The organism is Binatus sp. (SeqCode), from assembly GCF_035272065.1.
Classification (GTDB): Bacteria; Desulfobacterota; Binatia; order Binatales; family Binataceae; genus Binatus.
Window position 1 is genome coordinate 20,364 of record NZ_DATEQZ010000007.1, and the last position, 12,966, is coordinate 33,329.

The 12,966-nt window shown below is 60.3% G+C and carries 13 protein-coding genes, 1 tRNA gene and 2 pseudogenes; 8 read left to right on the forward strand and 8 right to left on the reverse strand.

All coding sequences use genetic code 11. The features are described 5' to 3' along the window. Positions 1 to 10 precede the first annotated feature (10 nt). Both VJX68_RS00990 and VJX68_RS00995 read right to left on the reverse strand, forming a co-directional pair. Positions 11 to 781: a type III pantothenate kinase gene (locus tag VJX68_RS00990; RefSeq protein ID WP_324093770.1), complete on the reverse strand. Its 771-nt coding sequence runs from the start codon at positions 779 to 781 to the stop codon at positions 11 to 13. A 100-nt stretch (positions 782 to 881) separates the two neighbouring features. Next, a complete protein-coding gene (locus tag VJX68_RS00995; protein WP_324093771.1) occupies positions 882 to 1,514 on the reverse strand; it encodes a hypothetical protein in 633 nt (210 codons plus the stop codon). Positions 1,515 to 1,603: 89 nt separating this feature from the next. Between VJX68_RS00995 and VJX68_RS01000 the strand changes: the two genes are divergently transcribed. Continuing rightward, positions 1,604 to 2,347, forward strand: coding sequence for an SDR family NAD(P)-dependent oxidoreductase (locus VJX68_RS01000; protein ID WP_324093772.1), 744 nt, complete (start codon positions 1,604 to 1,606; stop codon positions 2,345 to 2,347). A 73-nt stretch (positions 2,348 to 2,420) separates the two neighbouring features. Further along, positions 2,421 to 2,497, forward strand: a tRNA-Pro gene (locus VJX68_RS01005). Positions 2,498 to 2,536: 39 nt separating this feature from the next. On the opposite strand, the gene VJX68_RS01010 is transcribed toward VJX68_RS01005, so the two are convergent. Both VJX68_RS01010 and VJX68_RS01015 read right to left on the reverse strand, forming a co-directional pair. Then, the gene (locus tag VJX68_RS01010) at positions 2,537 to 3,556 is read right to left on the reverse strand and encodes a tyrosine-type recombinase/integrase (protein WP_324093773.1); all 1,020 of its coding nucleotides are present in this window, start codon (positions 3,554 to 3,556) and stop codon (positions 2,537 to 2,539) included. A 123-nt stretch (positions 3,557 to 3,679) separates the two neighbouring features. Next, positions 3,680 to 4,234 (reverse strand): DNA gyrase inhibitor YacG, encoded by a 555-nt coding sequence (locus VJX68_RS01015; RefSeq protein WP_324093774.1) that lies wholly within the window; start codon positions 4,232 to 4,234, stop codon positions 3,680 to 3,682. A gap of 340 nt (positions 4,235 to 4,574) precedes the next feature. Here VJX68_RS01015 and VJX68_RS01020 point away from each other — a divergent pair, with 340 nt between their 5' ends. The 5 genes from VJX68_RS01020 to hxsD all read left to right on the forward strand — a co-directional run bounded on the left by VJX68_RS01020 (position 4,575) and on the right by hxsD (position 8,711). Continuing rightward, complete coding sequence (locus VJX68_RS01020) at positions 4,575 to 5,156, forward strand: hypothetical protein (RefSeq protein WP_324093775.1); 582 nt, start codon at positions 4,575 to 4,577, stop codon at positions 5,154 to 5,156. Beyond that, complete coding sequence (locus tag VJX68_RS01025) at positions 5,153 to 6,157, forward strand: AAA family ATPase (protein ID WP_324093776.1); 1,005 nt, start codon at positions 5,153 to 5,155, stop codon at positions 6,155 to 6,157. The genes VJX68_RS01020 and VJX68_RS01025 overlap by 4 nt, the downstream gene beginning before the upstream one ends. Before the next feature lie 211 nt (positions 6,158 to 6,368). Continuing rightward, positions 6,369 to 6,608, forward strand: coding sequence for a hypothetical protein (locus VJX68_RS01030; protein ID WP_324093777.1), 240 nt, complete (start codon positions 6,369 to 6,371; stop codon positions 6,606 to 6,608). A 909-nt stretch (positions 6,609 to 7,517) separates the two neighbouring features. Then, the gene (locus tag VJX68_RS19240; protein WP_414643439.1) at positions 7,518 to 7,886 is read left to right on the forward strand and encodes an Ada metal-binding domain-containing protein; all 369 of its coding nucleotides are present in this window, start codon (positions 7,518 to 7,520) and stop codon (positions 7,884 to 7,886) included. Positions 7,887 to 8,321: 435 nt separating this feature from the next. After that, a complete protein-coding gene (gene hxsD / locus VJX68_RS01035) occupies positions 8,322 to 8,711 on the forward strand; it encodes a His-Xaa-Ser system protein HxsD (protein ID WP_324093778.1) in 390 nt (129 codons plus the stop codon). 414 nt (positions 8,712 to 9,125) lie between these two features. Here the strand turns inward: hxsD and VJX68_RS19040 are convergent. Then, positions 9,126 to 9,563, reverse strand: a pseudogene (locus tag VJX68_RS19040) (arylsulfatase); the annotation flags it as partial. 252 nt (positions 9,564 to 9,815) lie between these two features. Then, a complete protein-coding gene (locus VJX68_RS01045) occupies positions 9,816 to 10,238 on the reverse strand; it encodes a response regulator (protein WP_324093780.1) in 423 nt (140 codons plus the stop codon). A 403-nt stretch (positions 10,239 to 10,641) separates the two neighbouring features. Here VJX68_RS01045 and VJX68_RS01050 point away from each other — a divergent pair, with 403 nt between their 5' ends. Then, positions 10,642 to 11,853, forward strand: coding sequence for a sigma-54 interaction domain-containing protein (locus tag VJX68_RS01050; protein ID WP_324093781.1), 1,212 nt, complete (start codon positions 10,642 to 10,644; stop codon positions 11,851 to 11,853). A 208-nt stretch (positions 11,854 to 12,061) separates the two neighbouring features. Here VJX68_RS01050 and VJX68_RS01055 read toward each other — a convergent pair whose 3' ends face one another. Next, positions 12,062 to 12,280: a pyridoxamine 5'-phosphate oxidase family protein gene (locus VJX68_RS01055; RefSeq protein WP_324093782.1), complete on the reverse strand. Its 219-nt coding sequence runs from the start codon at positions 12,278 to 12,280 to the stop codon at positions 12,062 to 12,064. A 241-nt stretch (positions 12,281 to 12,521) separates the two neighbouring features. Then, positions 12,522 to 12,966, reverse strand: a pseudogene (locus VJX68_RS01060) (hypothetical protein); the annotation flags it as partial.

The window sequence follows — 12,966 nt, forward strand, 5'->3', positions numbered from 1 at the left end:
CCTCAAAAACCTAGCGGCGATTGCGCTCAAATATCAGCCGCAGCCCTTTTAATGTCAAAAACTCATCGACCTCTTCAATCGTTTCGCTCTCAGGCGCGATCAGCTCGGCGAGGCCGCCGGTTGCGATGACGCGCGCCTTTTCGCCGCGCTCCTTCAGGATGCGCGTGACGAGACCATCCACCAGCGCGGTGTAGCCGAAGATAAGCCCCGACTGAATCGAGCCGACTGTGGTGCGGCCGACCGCCTCGCGCGGGCGAACCAGCTCGACGCGATAGAGCTTGGCGGCGTGCTCGATCAACGCGTTCATCGAGACGCCGAGCCCGGGCGCGATCGCGCCGCCCGCGTACTCGCCCTTGCCGGTCACGTAGTCGAACGTCGTGGCGGTGCCGAAATCGACGACGATAGTCGCGCAGGCGTAGCGCTCGTAGGCGGCGACCGCGTTGACTATTCGGTCGGCGCCCACTTCCTTGGGATTCTCGTAGAGGATCGGCATCCCGGTTTTAATTCCCGGGCCGACCATCAGCGGCGCGCAATGGAAATAGCGCTCGGCGAGCTGCTCCATCACCTGATTGAGCGGCGGAACCACGCACGCGATCGCGACGCCATCAGGCTTGATGCCGCCCTCGAGCCCGGCGCTCGCGAGAAGAGTGTTGAGGAGCGCGCCGTGCTCGTCGGTGGTGCGATCGGGAACGGTCGAGATGCGCCAGTGATTGCGCAGACGCTCGCCTTCGTAGATTCCAATCACGGTATGGCTGTTGCCAACGTCAACCGTTATCAGCATGACAAATCCCCGTCCGATCGGCGCCCGCCGATGGCGATGCGATCGGGCCAAAATAATAGCGCGCGAACTCGGCTTAAACGAAACGGCCTGCGAGGTACCGCTAATGATGCAATCCGAGCGAAGGACCCGACATCATCATCATCGGCATCATCGGGCTGCCCGCGGGCCGGCTGAACGCAGACATCGAAGGAGGAGTCATCCAAGTGCCTGCATTTAGCGGCGGTCGCGCGGCCTGAGTGAGCGGACTGCTCATCGGCGCGTAGGCTGACGGAGGAAGCGGCGAAAGTTTGTACATCGTCCCCACGCCGGCGACAGGGTAAGGATAAGGATATACCACGTATGGGACAGCGTAGACTTCCTGATTCTGATAGTCGTCGGCGTTGCCCCAATCATCGGTAGGCGCGCCCGAGCTGGCGGTGTCGTCATCGAAGCTGGGCTGCGGCGCCCCCGCCGAGGGAGCGTTGATGGCCTGGCCGTCATCGTCGGTGCCGCCGTCACTCGAGCTGGCGCAAGGGACAGATGCGCCGTCCTTGCTGCACGTCGCCTGCGGAATCTCGAGCACCTTGTCGGCCGTTTCGGCGTCTTCGTCGAGCGCGGGTCCGGTGCGTTCCCAACTGGCGTCAACGCTGGTGCCGGAGTCGGCAGCTTCCTGCGAAAATGCGAAGCGCGCATTCACCAGGACGGTCATCGCCAGCGCTGCGAAAATTGCGACGATCAACCGCATGCTCTTCATGAGTAGAGATTACCACCCGATGCACTCAGCGCCAAGATGAAATCCGCGGAGGTTTGCACGCTCGCCGCGAGCGGCTAAGATTCCGCGCTATGTCGGAAGCAAAAGTCGCATTGGTAACCGGCGCAGGCCGCGGCATCGGCCGCGACATCGCGCTTCGAATGGCAAAAGAAGGCTACGCGGTCGGGCTGATCGCGCGGACCAAGTCGCAGCTCGACGAAACCGCCGAACTGATTCGCGCACAAGGCGGCAAAGCAGTCGTGACGCCGACCGATGTCGCGCGGCGCGAGCAGGTGGTCACGGCGGTTGAGACGGTCGAGCGCGAGTTCGGACCGATCTCCGTGTTGGTCAACAACGCGGGCGCGTACTTGCGCAAGCGCTTCACCGAAATCACCGAAGAGGATTTCGATTTCCAGCTCAAAGTAAACGCATACGGGCCCTTCTTCTGCACGCAGGCGGTCATCGGCAAGATGGCCGAGCGCAAGGCCGGCACGGTGATCTTCGTGCTGGGATCGGAGTCGCGCAGCGGACCGGCGCAATACTCCGCCTACAACGCGTCGAAGCTGGCGCAGCGCGCCATAGCGGAGTCAGTGGCCTACGAGTTCATGCATCTCGGCGTGCATGCCGCCGCGCTCGACGTTGACGGCGCGGTCGACAGTGGGCGAGTGCGGGAGTCGATGCCCGACGTGGATCCGTCGCACTTCGTACCGCCCACGGCGATATGCGACGAGATCGTGCACCTGATCAATCAGTCGAAGAGCGCGTGGACGTTCCAGGTCGATATGCGAGCGTTCGTGCAATGGCGCCCGCGCGTCGCGCCGAAGAAGAAAGTCTGATCGCTGCAAACGGTTACGCCCGCTCGTGGCGGGTGTGGTCTTGGCGGGAGCGAATATATAATGTTCGACGCGTCGGGGTGTGGCGCAGACTGGTAGCGCACTCGCTTGGGGTGCGAGTGGTCGCCGGTTCAAATCCGGCCACCCCGACCAATTGAAATCCGGCGTAAATTCAGAAGCTTGCGTGGGATTTCAGTTTAAGAGCGGCTCTCCATCCATGGCCGATTGTGGTGACTTTTGTGGGGACCCTGCTTCAATATTCAGCCTTTCTGTGCCAGCTGGAACCTCAAGTGTAGCAATCGCGTCGCGGCGCGCCTGCGCGCGAACATGGGCGTAACGCGAGAGCATCTTGGGGCTGACGTGCCCTGCCAACTGCCGAATCGTCTCTTCGCTGACGGCCGGATTCTCCGCAAGCCGCGTGATGAATGAGTGGCGCGTATCATAGAACCGGCAGGCAACGTTCGCGGTGTCGCGCGCCGTATTCCATGCCGTCTTGTAGCTGTAGGTACTCATCGGCCGATTAAGATCGACGCCCCACAGATGCGGGATGCGTTTATCGCCCGCCAGACCGACGTGATGCGTCGGAAACACGTAACCCATTGTCGGCCACTCCAAGACCGAAGCGGGGCGCGGGCGTATCGTACCACTGACAAAACGGGCCTGCGCTGCGCTTACGCTGTGGCTGAGCCGCTTCCCGGAGGCGCCCTCGCGCCAAGTGAGACTCAAATCACGTCGTCGAAGCGCCCTCGTCTCTGATGGCCGCAGGCCTGCGTCGAGCGACAAAATGAAAAATGGGTAAAGAGCCGGGGACGGGCTTTGTCCAATCGCTTCCAGCAGCCGCGCTTCTTCATCGGCTGAAAGCGCCCTGCCTGTATCGGTCCGCTCCGGCAGCATCTTCACGTGAGGCGCGATTTGCGCCCACAAGCCGTGATATCTGAGAATCGCGCGAAGCGTCAGTTTTCCATTCCCTCGGCCAAAGGGCTTCTCGCCTTGTCGCTTGCGTTGCAGAGCCGCAATGTCGGCCGCCGTAATATCCGACACGAGACAGTTGCCGAAGTGTCGCTTGAGCCGGGCGATGTAGTCGCTGTAGTAGGCGCGCCCGCGCGCGGTGAGTTTGGTCTTGGACTCAAGCCAGCGATCGGCTGCAAGCGGGAATAGAGGCGGCAGTGTGCGCTTCTTAAGGCCGTTGATTCCTTCGGCCAATTCATTCATTCGCTTGAGTTTCGCGCGTCGCGCAATCGGCTTCGAGGTTGTGTGCGCACTCTCACGCACCCGCGCACCGCCGAACTCAAACTCGAACCACCAAGTTCCGCCGCGTTTGTACACGCTCACGACTCAACTCTCCTTTCTGACTCTCGCACGTGGTTCTCTTGACCTCTTCTTCGCCCTGTACCTGCTCACAGCCTCTAACGACGCGCATCGGCGTGAGCAGAACTTGGAGTTTGATTGACCGTAGAAAATATCTTTGCAGCGAGGACAGCGGCGGATGCGCTTAGCCTTCTCGGAATCAATGTCACCGGCGGCGGTATGAAGAACAGAATCGCGAAGTGTCGTATCCTCGAAGCTGATGGGCCGTGGTCCCGACGCATCGATCAGGTACTCCCCTGCACCGTAATTAGGGCGAAATTTCTCACGGTCAGCGATGGCTTTAATCACATCGTTGGCGATCGCAATCACATCGGCCAAGACCTCTCGATTTTTTTCCGCCCGACGAAGCTCAGCTTCGCTCTTCCCTCTGGCTGCTATGCTCGCGTACTTGCGCAGCATATCGATCAGATTCAGCAAGTCGCCTCGCGAAAGCTGCGCTAACTTCGTTTGCCCGAGGCGCACCAGGAACTTGAGCGCGTCAGTCTCGCTCATGTCCTCTTGCTTCTTTTTTGTCTCGTCCATACCGAAAGACCCTTGGAAGTTCCGGTAGCCAAACGTATTACATATAGCCAAGTGCGTGTCAACCTAATCTTTTTGGATAGACATCTAGAATCTAGACGTATATCTCCAGCCATGCTAGTACAACTTCGTAGCGTTTTGGAGGCGTACGAGCTGTGGAGAAGCTGTTTTCGTTTCAAGAACTGGAACCGCTCACCGGGATCAAAGTTGTGACTTGGCGAGCTTGGGCGGCCCGGCGACTCTTTCCGATCGTTCGATTGGGACGTCGCGTTAAGGTCCGTTAGTCAGACTTACAGCGTTTCATTGAGACTCGCGTGGTTCCTGCCCTGCCAGAGCGCTCGCGATGACCGCCGAGAAAATCGCGAGCGCCTTGAGACCCGCCAGGGCGCGGCAGACCTCGCGCGGATTGACGTGGAGGGTTCGCTGCCCAAGCCACGACGATAGGCACGCCAGCCTCGACATCACAGAGACGCCCGATGGTCGTGTGCTTGTTCATTGTTGGAGCGGTTGTAGTCAGGCTGAGGTGATCGATGCTTTGCGCGAGCGTGGGCTGTGGTCGCCAACTCGCGGTGAACAACTTCCGCGAGCGGTGGCAGATCCATTTCCCGCGAGCGCGTTTCACAAACCAACCGCCCCACCGTGCTGTTTTCAAGGGCCGTGCGAGCATGCGCGGAGGTTCAACCGCGAGATGATCCTCGCAGAGCTATTCAAGAACCTTCGCGAGGCGGCGGCTGAGGTTGTGCAGCTTTTCGAGACGGCGAATTACGACTTATCCGGCGAGGAATTGAAGGCCGAGCTTGTCCTCGCGGTTGAAATGGGCGGGAGTCGAATCGTCCCCTGGCGTCTGGACGCGAAGCTCGTCGAGCAGGCCATCGAAATCGTCGCGGATGATTTTACGAAGGCGGAGGCAGAGGTGGACGCATGAGCACCGAGAGGATGACCGCCGAGGAAGCGGAGGCGTTTTACGCGCGCTACAAGGAATCCGACGAACACCATGAACGAGAAGAAGCCAGCGACGATGCTGAAGGCCTGAAGGCACTCGACGCCGAAGAGCTGCTCAACCTTCAGCTTTCCCCGCGCGAGTTCGTGCTCGCTCCGGTCATCCGCGAACGCGACAGCGTAATGATCTATTCGTGGCGTGGAACTGGAAAGACTCATCTCGGACTTGCAGTCGCATACGCGATCGCTAGCGTCGGGAAGGTGTTGCGGTGGGAGGCGCCGCGTCCGCGAAGGGTTCTCTACGTTGACGGTGAGATGCCCGCTACCGCCGTGCAAGAGCGTTTGGCGAATATCGTCAAGGGCTCCGAAAAGGAACCAGCCCCCGGTTTCCTGAAGATCATAACGCCCGACGCCCAAGACCTGCCAATCCCGAATCTGGCATCACCCGAAGTGCAAAATAGATTTGACAGGCTTTACGCCGACAGTGTCGAGGTCGTCGTGTTCGATTCCATCTCTACCCTGTTCCGCGGCGGACGGGAGAACGAGGCCGAATCATGGACACCAGCGCAGGAATGGGCGCTGCGGTTGCGACGTAAAGGCATCGCAGTTTTCTTCCAGCACCACGAGGGCAAGGGCGGCGCCCAGCGCGGCACCAGCCGTCGCGAGGACACACTCGATACGGTGATACATCTGGTTCGGCCAGCCAACTACGAGCCCGCCGAAGGCGCGAGGTTCAACGTCATCTTCGAGAAGACCCGCGGAATCATGGGAGACGCGGTCAAGCCGTTCGAGGCGAAGCTCGAAGTTCGGGACGGGAGAGCCGAATGGACGACGAGGGATATCGAGGACGTGACGCTTGCGCAGGCTCGCGAGATGTTCAAGGACGGAATGAGCGTCCGCGATGTGGCCGAGGAACTGAAGATTTCCAAGTCCAAGGCTCATCGTCTCCGCAACAAGCTCAAAGACGAGGGAGACGCGACCAAGTGAATGGCCCCATTCTCGAACGCTACTGTCCCACCGTCCCTCTGCTTAGTACGCGGGACAGCGGGACACTTGGCCGATTGAGCGGGACAACCCTGGGACAGGAAGCGGGACGATGAGCTTGAAAGCCTTGGCGCAGAGGATAATTGAGCGGGACAGCCGCCGGGACACCATACGGGACAGGGCCGAGAATGGTGTCCCAAGAGGCGGTGGAGCGGTGGGACACTCTGTCCCGGCAGTGTCAGTCCGCCCGGCTGTCATCGAGGCGACCCTTCGGCCCACGATGCCGTGGCCCGAGCTGCTTTCTGCTGTGAAGCCGCTGAACCCGGAATTTCCGGCTTGCCCCGAGTGTCATCGAGCTCGGTACTGGATAAGCCCGCGCGGCAAGGTGGTGTGCGGCAAATGCGGTGAGGTGAGGTTTGTACTCGTCGCGATTCAGTACCATCCTGTCAGTTAGCCTGACGAGGGATGTTCATGTTCCGAGGCGATTCCGCGTTCGCCAACTTCATGGCTGGGTCTCCCGGCAGGGGCCGGCCCCGAAATCACACGTGGATTACCACAATCGGACGCGCGATGACCCAGCGCCCGGGATCGGAGAACTCCGCGCAGGCCGCCGGTCCGGGGTCTGAATCGAGATTGGTTCTGTCTCCCGGTACGCTGGATTTGCGAACTCAGAATGAGATGGGTTGGCGCGCCTCGGGTACGCATTCGGCGGCCGACACTGGCACGCCATCCCGCTGCGTATGCATGTCGCATCGCCAGCCCTCCGGGCACTCCAGGTCGCTTCTGCAGGATTGCACGCCGGTCCGACGCGACGCGGGCATCACCGGGTTCGCGCCCGGCCACTCGCAGGTCGCCGACCCGTTCGGCCCTCGCATGCAGATATGATGCGGATCGCAGTCGAAATCGGCTCGGCACGGTTTGCCCTCACAGGCGTAGCTCACAGACGAAACAAGGAGAGTCGCTGCGAAGGCGACTGACGCTGCGATTGCGGCGATGCTTCGCATGATCGTGCTCTCCTTAACTCGAGCCGGCCCGCGAGACAATGGCATCAGGATGCTGCCACGACGCGCCTCAAGTCTCAACATGACAAAAGGCCTGCGGTGGTCACGGAATTCCGCGCACTCGGGCCTCTTTCCCCCATCGACCATGCAGATGCGTGCACTTCCCGAGGGGGGCGCTGTCGCACAGCCGGTGCGGTAAGTATTTCAGGAGTAAGACGCGGAGATCGGAGGGTGTGAAGTGCACCCGGATATCCCTGAGCCAGGGGCTCTCCCCCCCATCGATGCCAGCGAACGCCATCTTTATTTCAGGATGGGCACGCGCACAGTGACGGGAGTGGTATGCTGCTGCCGAGTGTACCGCGATGAAGGGCAAAGTTGGGCTATGGAGTGATCCGAATCCGGTTCAGTTGCAGGACTCCAGGCACTACACCAAGTCGCCACTGCTGTACGATTCGAGCGGGTGTCGCCGGAGCAGCGAGCCGACGAGCGGGTTTGTGGTCGGCAACAGCCACTGCCACATCTTTGAATGGCCAGGCTGCCCGTACTACGAAGCAATTTCACCCGACAATCAGGTTCCATTTCCCAGCCCGCAGGCAGCCGAGGCCGCGGGCTACCGACCGGCACACAATTTGCCCGTGAGTGCAGCGCCGATTTCTTCGCGCAGCTACGGGTGCGGAACGATCCCTCCGAACGGGTCTGACATGAAATACCGCAACCCTGGTTGCGGCTAGGCTTGAGTTATCGCGGGCACAGGCACTAGGGTACACTTCACTAAGGGAGGCCGAAGATGGAGAAGCTGCCTACCGTCAAGAAGGATGCCGACGATTTCCTGAAGCCGACACAACGTAGCCCTTGGCGAAGAATATTAGCTTCCCTGACAGCACTGGTCGGCGCGTCGTTCGCTCTCGCTTCGACAGCTCCAACTTCGGCGCAGGCCTCCCCACAGCCACCTGCGGTGAGCCAGGAGATACGCGGCTTCAAGCGCAGCATCCCGAAACTGGTGCTCCGGTCCGCCGTGCGCTCTTTGCGTTTCGCGCAACACGATTCGCACGAGTCCCACGACTCGCACGAATCCCACGAATCCCACGTCTCCGGACAATAGCGCCGGCGGTCCTGCGTTGTCGGCAGGGAGCCTTGCAATGCCACAACGTCCAAGGGACGGCAATGTGATCCGCGCAGCGGTCGATAGCGGTGGCGTGACCCTGCTTGTCGACGAGTCCGTATACTCGCGAGAAGCGCTGCTGCGCACGTGTTATTGGTTCACAGACCGATGTTATTTGTTCGTTTCGCGGGCCAGTTCCGGCGTATTTTCCGTCCGTATCCGCGCAAAAGCGGATGGGAAGGCGCTCGACACAATATCCGGAGACTTTGAGAATGCGCTGATCGACCAGCAGGGTAGACAAGACATCGAGCGCGAGACGGCGCGACTGCGTGAATTGATCGTTGCGAAGGCGTTCGCCGAGGGACAGGACCTCGACGACCCACCGGTCGGAGACGACCGCGACCCGGTAGAGATGGCGAGGGCCAAAGCGGGCCGGACGGATGGCGAGCGCTAATGTCGGATAGCGGTTGTGAGCGCATTGCTCTTTGCCATGACGTGTACGACCCAGCCGCGGTGCTCGTAGCAGCTCGGGCGTACGGCGCGCTGCTATACGTCAAGGTTCTGGAAAGTTCGTCGGATAAGACGGAAGTTGCCGTTCGGCGCTCGCAAGACGGACCAGAGCGGGCGGATCTCATGGACGAATTCCTGAATCATATTCTTGACCTCTCAATACACCGAAAGCTGGGGCTGGACTGAATCCCGCGCGAGCCGGGGGTCTCAAGTTGTCGAGAAAATTTCAGGACCGGGTTGCGTTCGGCGAGCCGCCGGCTGCGTACTCGCTCTTGCCCTTCAGGTTCATTTCGCTGGATGGCACTCGGGAGATTCTCGTCAATGAAGCGGGGGAGCACGCCCCTCGTTCCGAGAGGTTTAATTTGTCGGGTTGCTTCGCAGCGAGGTCGCCATACTCTGAATAATCTGCGGCGATATTGTATAGCTCCCACTTGTATTCGCTGACGTCGGGCAGTTTGGCTGTCCCCAAAACCCAGGGTGGGACGGGCGGCGTCGTAGCCGCAACCCAACCGTCGTGATAAATCGCGCGGTTGGCGAACATCTCGAAGTACTGAGTGTCGTGCTTCGACGGTGCATTGGCATTTGCCTTGTCGAACGTGTAGGCCATGCTCACGCCCTCAATCGGCTTCTGCTTGATGCCATTGACCTCTTCAGGCGCCTTGATCCCGGTAGCTTCGAGGATCGTAGGAACGATATCAATGACATGGTGGAACTGCGAGCGGATGCCACCGACATCGGTGATGTGGCCCGGCCATGAAATCGCCAGACCCTGCCGGGTGCCGCCGAAGTGCGACGCTGTGAGGTCACCCCGATATTCGGGCTCTAGGGGCTCACCCCCCCATCGATGCCGCCGACATCGGAAAAGCGAGCCCGCGGAGCACTCGATAAGTATTTCAGGATGAGCGCGCGCACAGTGACGGGAGTGTGTCGGTGACGCGCGCCTTCTAGTGGAACTCACGCCCCCCCTTCTATTCGAGCGAGAATTCCGGGGCGCGCAATGAGTCAATGCGCACCCAGTCAGCCGGTTTCAACTGAAAAGCTGACGGGGTTAGATTCGGCGCTCGGAGGCGGCCTCGGTGCTGCGTTTGAGCTCGGGATAGGTGTCCGAGAGCCGTCGCCACATCCGCTTCAGCCCGAAACTGTCGAGCGGCTCCGCGATACATTCGAGCGCGCCCTTGCGTCGGTAGATTCGCTGGTTGTCCGATGATTGCGACGCGCCAATGACCACGATGGATGTCGCCGGCGACGCCCGGCGAATCGTCCTGAACAACGACAACGCGTCCACACCTTGGGCACGGCGCAGCCCGATGTCGAGCGTGACCACATCTGGACGCGTCGTTCGAACGAGGTCAATTGTTTGCGCAACGGTCACGGTCTCCGCCACCACCTGACATCCGGCGCATTCAAGATGACTGCGTATAGTATCGCGCGTGATCCCCGAGCTATCCGCAATGAGCACTCGCACTGCCATTAGTGGCTCCTCCTCGGACGAGCCTGCGCCAAGTTCCCCAGCGTTCACAGACGCCGACGTGTTTTACTAGGTAGCAAGGGCGGGGCCAGGAAATGTGCTTTTCGAACGCAACCGTCCCATTCGTACCGATTTATTGGGTTATTTCGGTGCCCCCCCGGCCGTCATAGTACGATCCGAATGTTTGATCTTGTTGCACGCGAGCAATTTGTTGCATCGCAGGTAGAGAGCAAAAGGAGCTATCATTTGCGATGTACTCCGTCGTGAGTGCTCTGCGCTGTCATGATGGAAGATGCGATAATAAAACATAAATAAACTTGTTTTTGCTTAAATAAGTGATGAAAGTTAAAATTCAGCAGTTCGACATGCTGTAGACCGAATATAAGCGCCAGAGAAGGAACCAAAGATGCGCATTCAAGAGTCCTCCGCGAACAGGTCGCCGATCGCGGCTGCGATGCAGAATCATCGCGGCGAGCCGGCGGACCCGGCGTGCGAGTGGTTGAGCCTGGAGCATCTTGCGCATGGGTCGGAGCGGGTTGGCGCGATGGTGGTGCGATCGGCGCAAGTGCGCAGAGTGCTGAAAACCATTTCACGTTTGAGTCCGTACAAAGCAACTGTCCTGATTCACGGCGAATCCGGAACCGGCAAGGAGCTCGTTGCGCGAGCGTTGCATACGCTCGACTCGGCGTCGGGCGGTCCGTTCGTCACCTTCAATTGCTCCAACCTGGTCGAGTCGCTGGCGGAGTCGCAGCTCTTTGGCCACGTGCGCGGCGCTTTCACCGATGCGCGCGAGGATTCGCTGGGCTATTTCCGCTCCGCCAATGGCGGAACCCTGTTCCTCGATGAAATCGGCGAGCTTCCGCTCGGCCTGCAGCCTAAGCTGCTGCGCGCGGTCGAGACTCACGAGATTCAGCCGGTCGGGTCGTCGCGTTCGTACTCGGTCGATATCCGGCTGGTGGCGGCAACTAATCGCGACTTGCCCACGATGGTCAAGGCGGGTCAATTCCGATACGACCTCTACTACCGCCTCAACGCGGCCGAAATCCTGGTCCCTCCGCTGCGCGAGCGGCGCGAGGCAATCCCGGCGTTCGTCGCCCATTTTATCGAGCATTTCAACCGCCTGTTCGAGAAGAATGTAAAGTTCGTTTCGCGGCGCGCATTGGACGCGCTGTGCGCCAACCAATGGCTCGGTAACGTCCGCGAGCTTGGCCATGCGATCGAGAACGCGGTTCTGATGTCCGACAGCGACCGGATAGATCTCGACGACCTGCCCTTCCGCCCCGACGATCCAGCCGGCGAAGCGACCGGCATGTCGGTCGATGCTATGCTGCGGAATGGAGCATGCGGCCCGGCCGAGGGCGAGGTCAATAGCGCCGCGAAGGATTGGCCCTACTCGCTCGACGCCGTTATCCGCGAGACCTCGAAGCTCGCGCTGATTCGCGCCCTTCAGGCGACCGAGGGCAATTGCCATCGCGCGGCCGAGTTGCTGGGCGTATCGCGCTACACGGTTTACCGGATGCTGAATCGATTCGGTCTGGCCGCAGCCGCATCTACAGGGACCTCCCGCAAGCCAACCGCGCAACGAATAGGGACGCGCTACTCCCGCAGTCCCGGCTGAGGTTGTCAAAACCAGAAAAGAACTAAACTCAAGGTCGCGTACCAAATGGAGGCCACCCCGATATCCGCGCCCCAAGGGGCTCTCCCCCCATCGATACCGGCCGACGCGATAAAGCGCGCCCGCGCAGCACTCGACAAGTATTTCAGGATCGGCACCGCGCGCAGTGACGGGGGTGGCAGTTCGCCGTAAGAGCGTCCGCTTTCCACCATCACCCCCACCTTTGGTGATTGCGGCGTATGTTCACGACCTTTTGCGCCTTGCCGTAGGAGGTCATATAAATGGCGCCGTCGATGTAGAAGTAATTCATCGCCACCACGTGCGGAAATCCGTTCTTGTCCAACGTGGCGAGCGCGGCCTTTAGGTTCTTATTCAGGAACTGTTCCTGCTCGTCACGATTGAATTTGATCAAGCTCTGTCGGCTCGGCATCGGGTTGTTCCCGCCCCTGCAGAACATCGCGTCAATTATTCCACATGAGGTCCGTCATTCCCGCTACGAAAATCGAATTCAGCGGCCATCCTGCCATGACTTGCATTGATCAAGAAGCACCGCCCACCCCGCCGAAAACTGCCGACGGCACGCGACGATCGTCACCATTTTGTTGGCCAAAATGCACAGCCGAGATACCTGGCCGCTATCGGATAGCTAATGAGAGCGCGCGGAAATTCCGCTACGCGCTGAGTTCTTCGAGGAGGGATTTCGCGTCTTTCAGGTCGGCGGTGTCGAAGCCCTCGGTGAACCAGTTGTAGATTTCGGCGAGCATCATGCGCGCTTTGTCGCGCTTGCGTTGCTTGGCCAGCAGTCGTGCGAGACTGATGGTCGCGCGCAGCTCCCAAGACTTTGCATGCTGCTTGCGCGCGATTTCGATCGCAGTGCGGAACGACTTCTCCGCCTGGGCGGCGTTCGATGCGCGCCGGGCCAGCAGCAATTCGCCCTTGAGCCGATGCACCTCCGCTTCATGATGCCGCTGGCCGGTCCTTTCGATGATCGGAAATGACTCGTCGATCGTGCGAAGAGCTTCATCGAAATGCCCCGCTTTGCCCAGAGTGGCGGCGATGAGGGCGAGATGATAAGCGGCGGTAACCTCGAAGCCGGCGGCTCTGAGCTCCGACAGA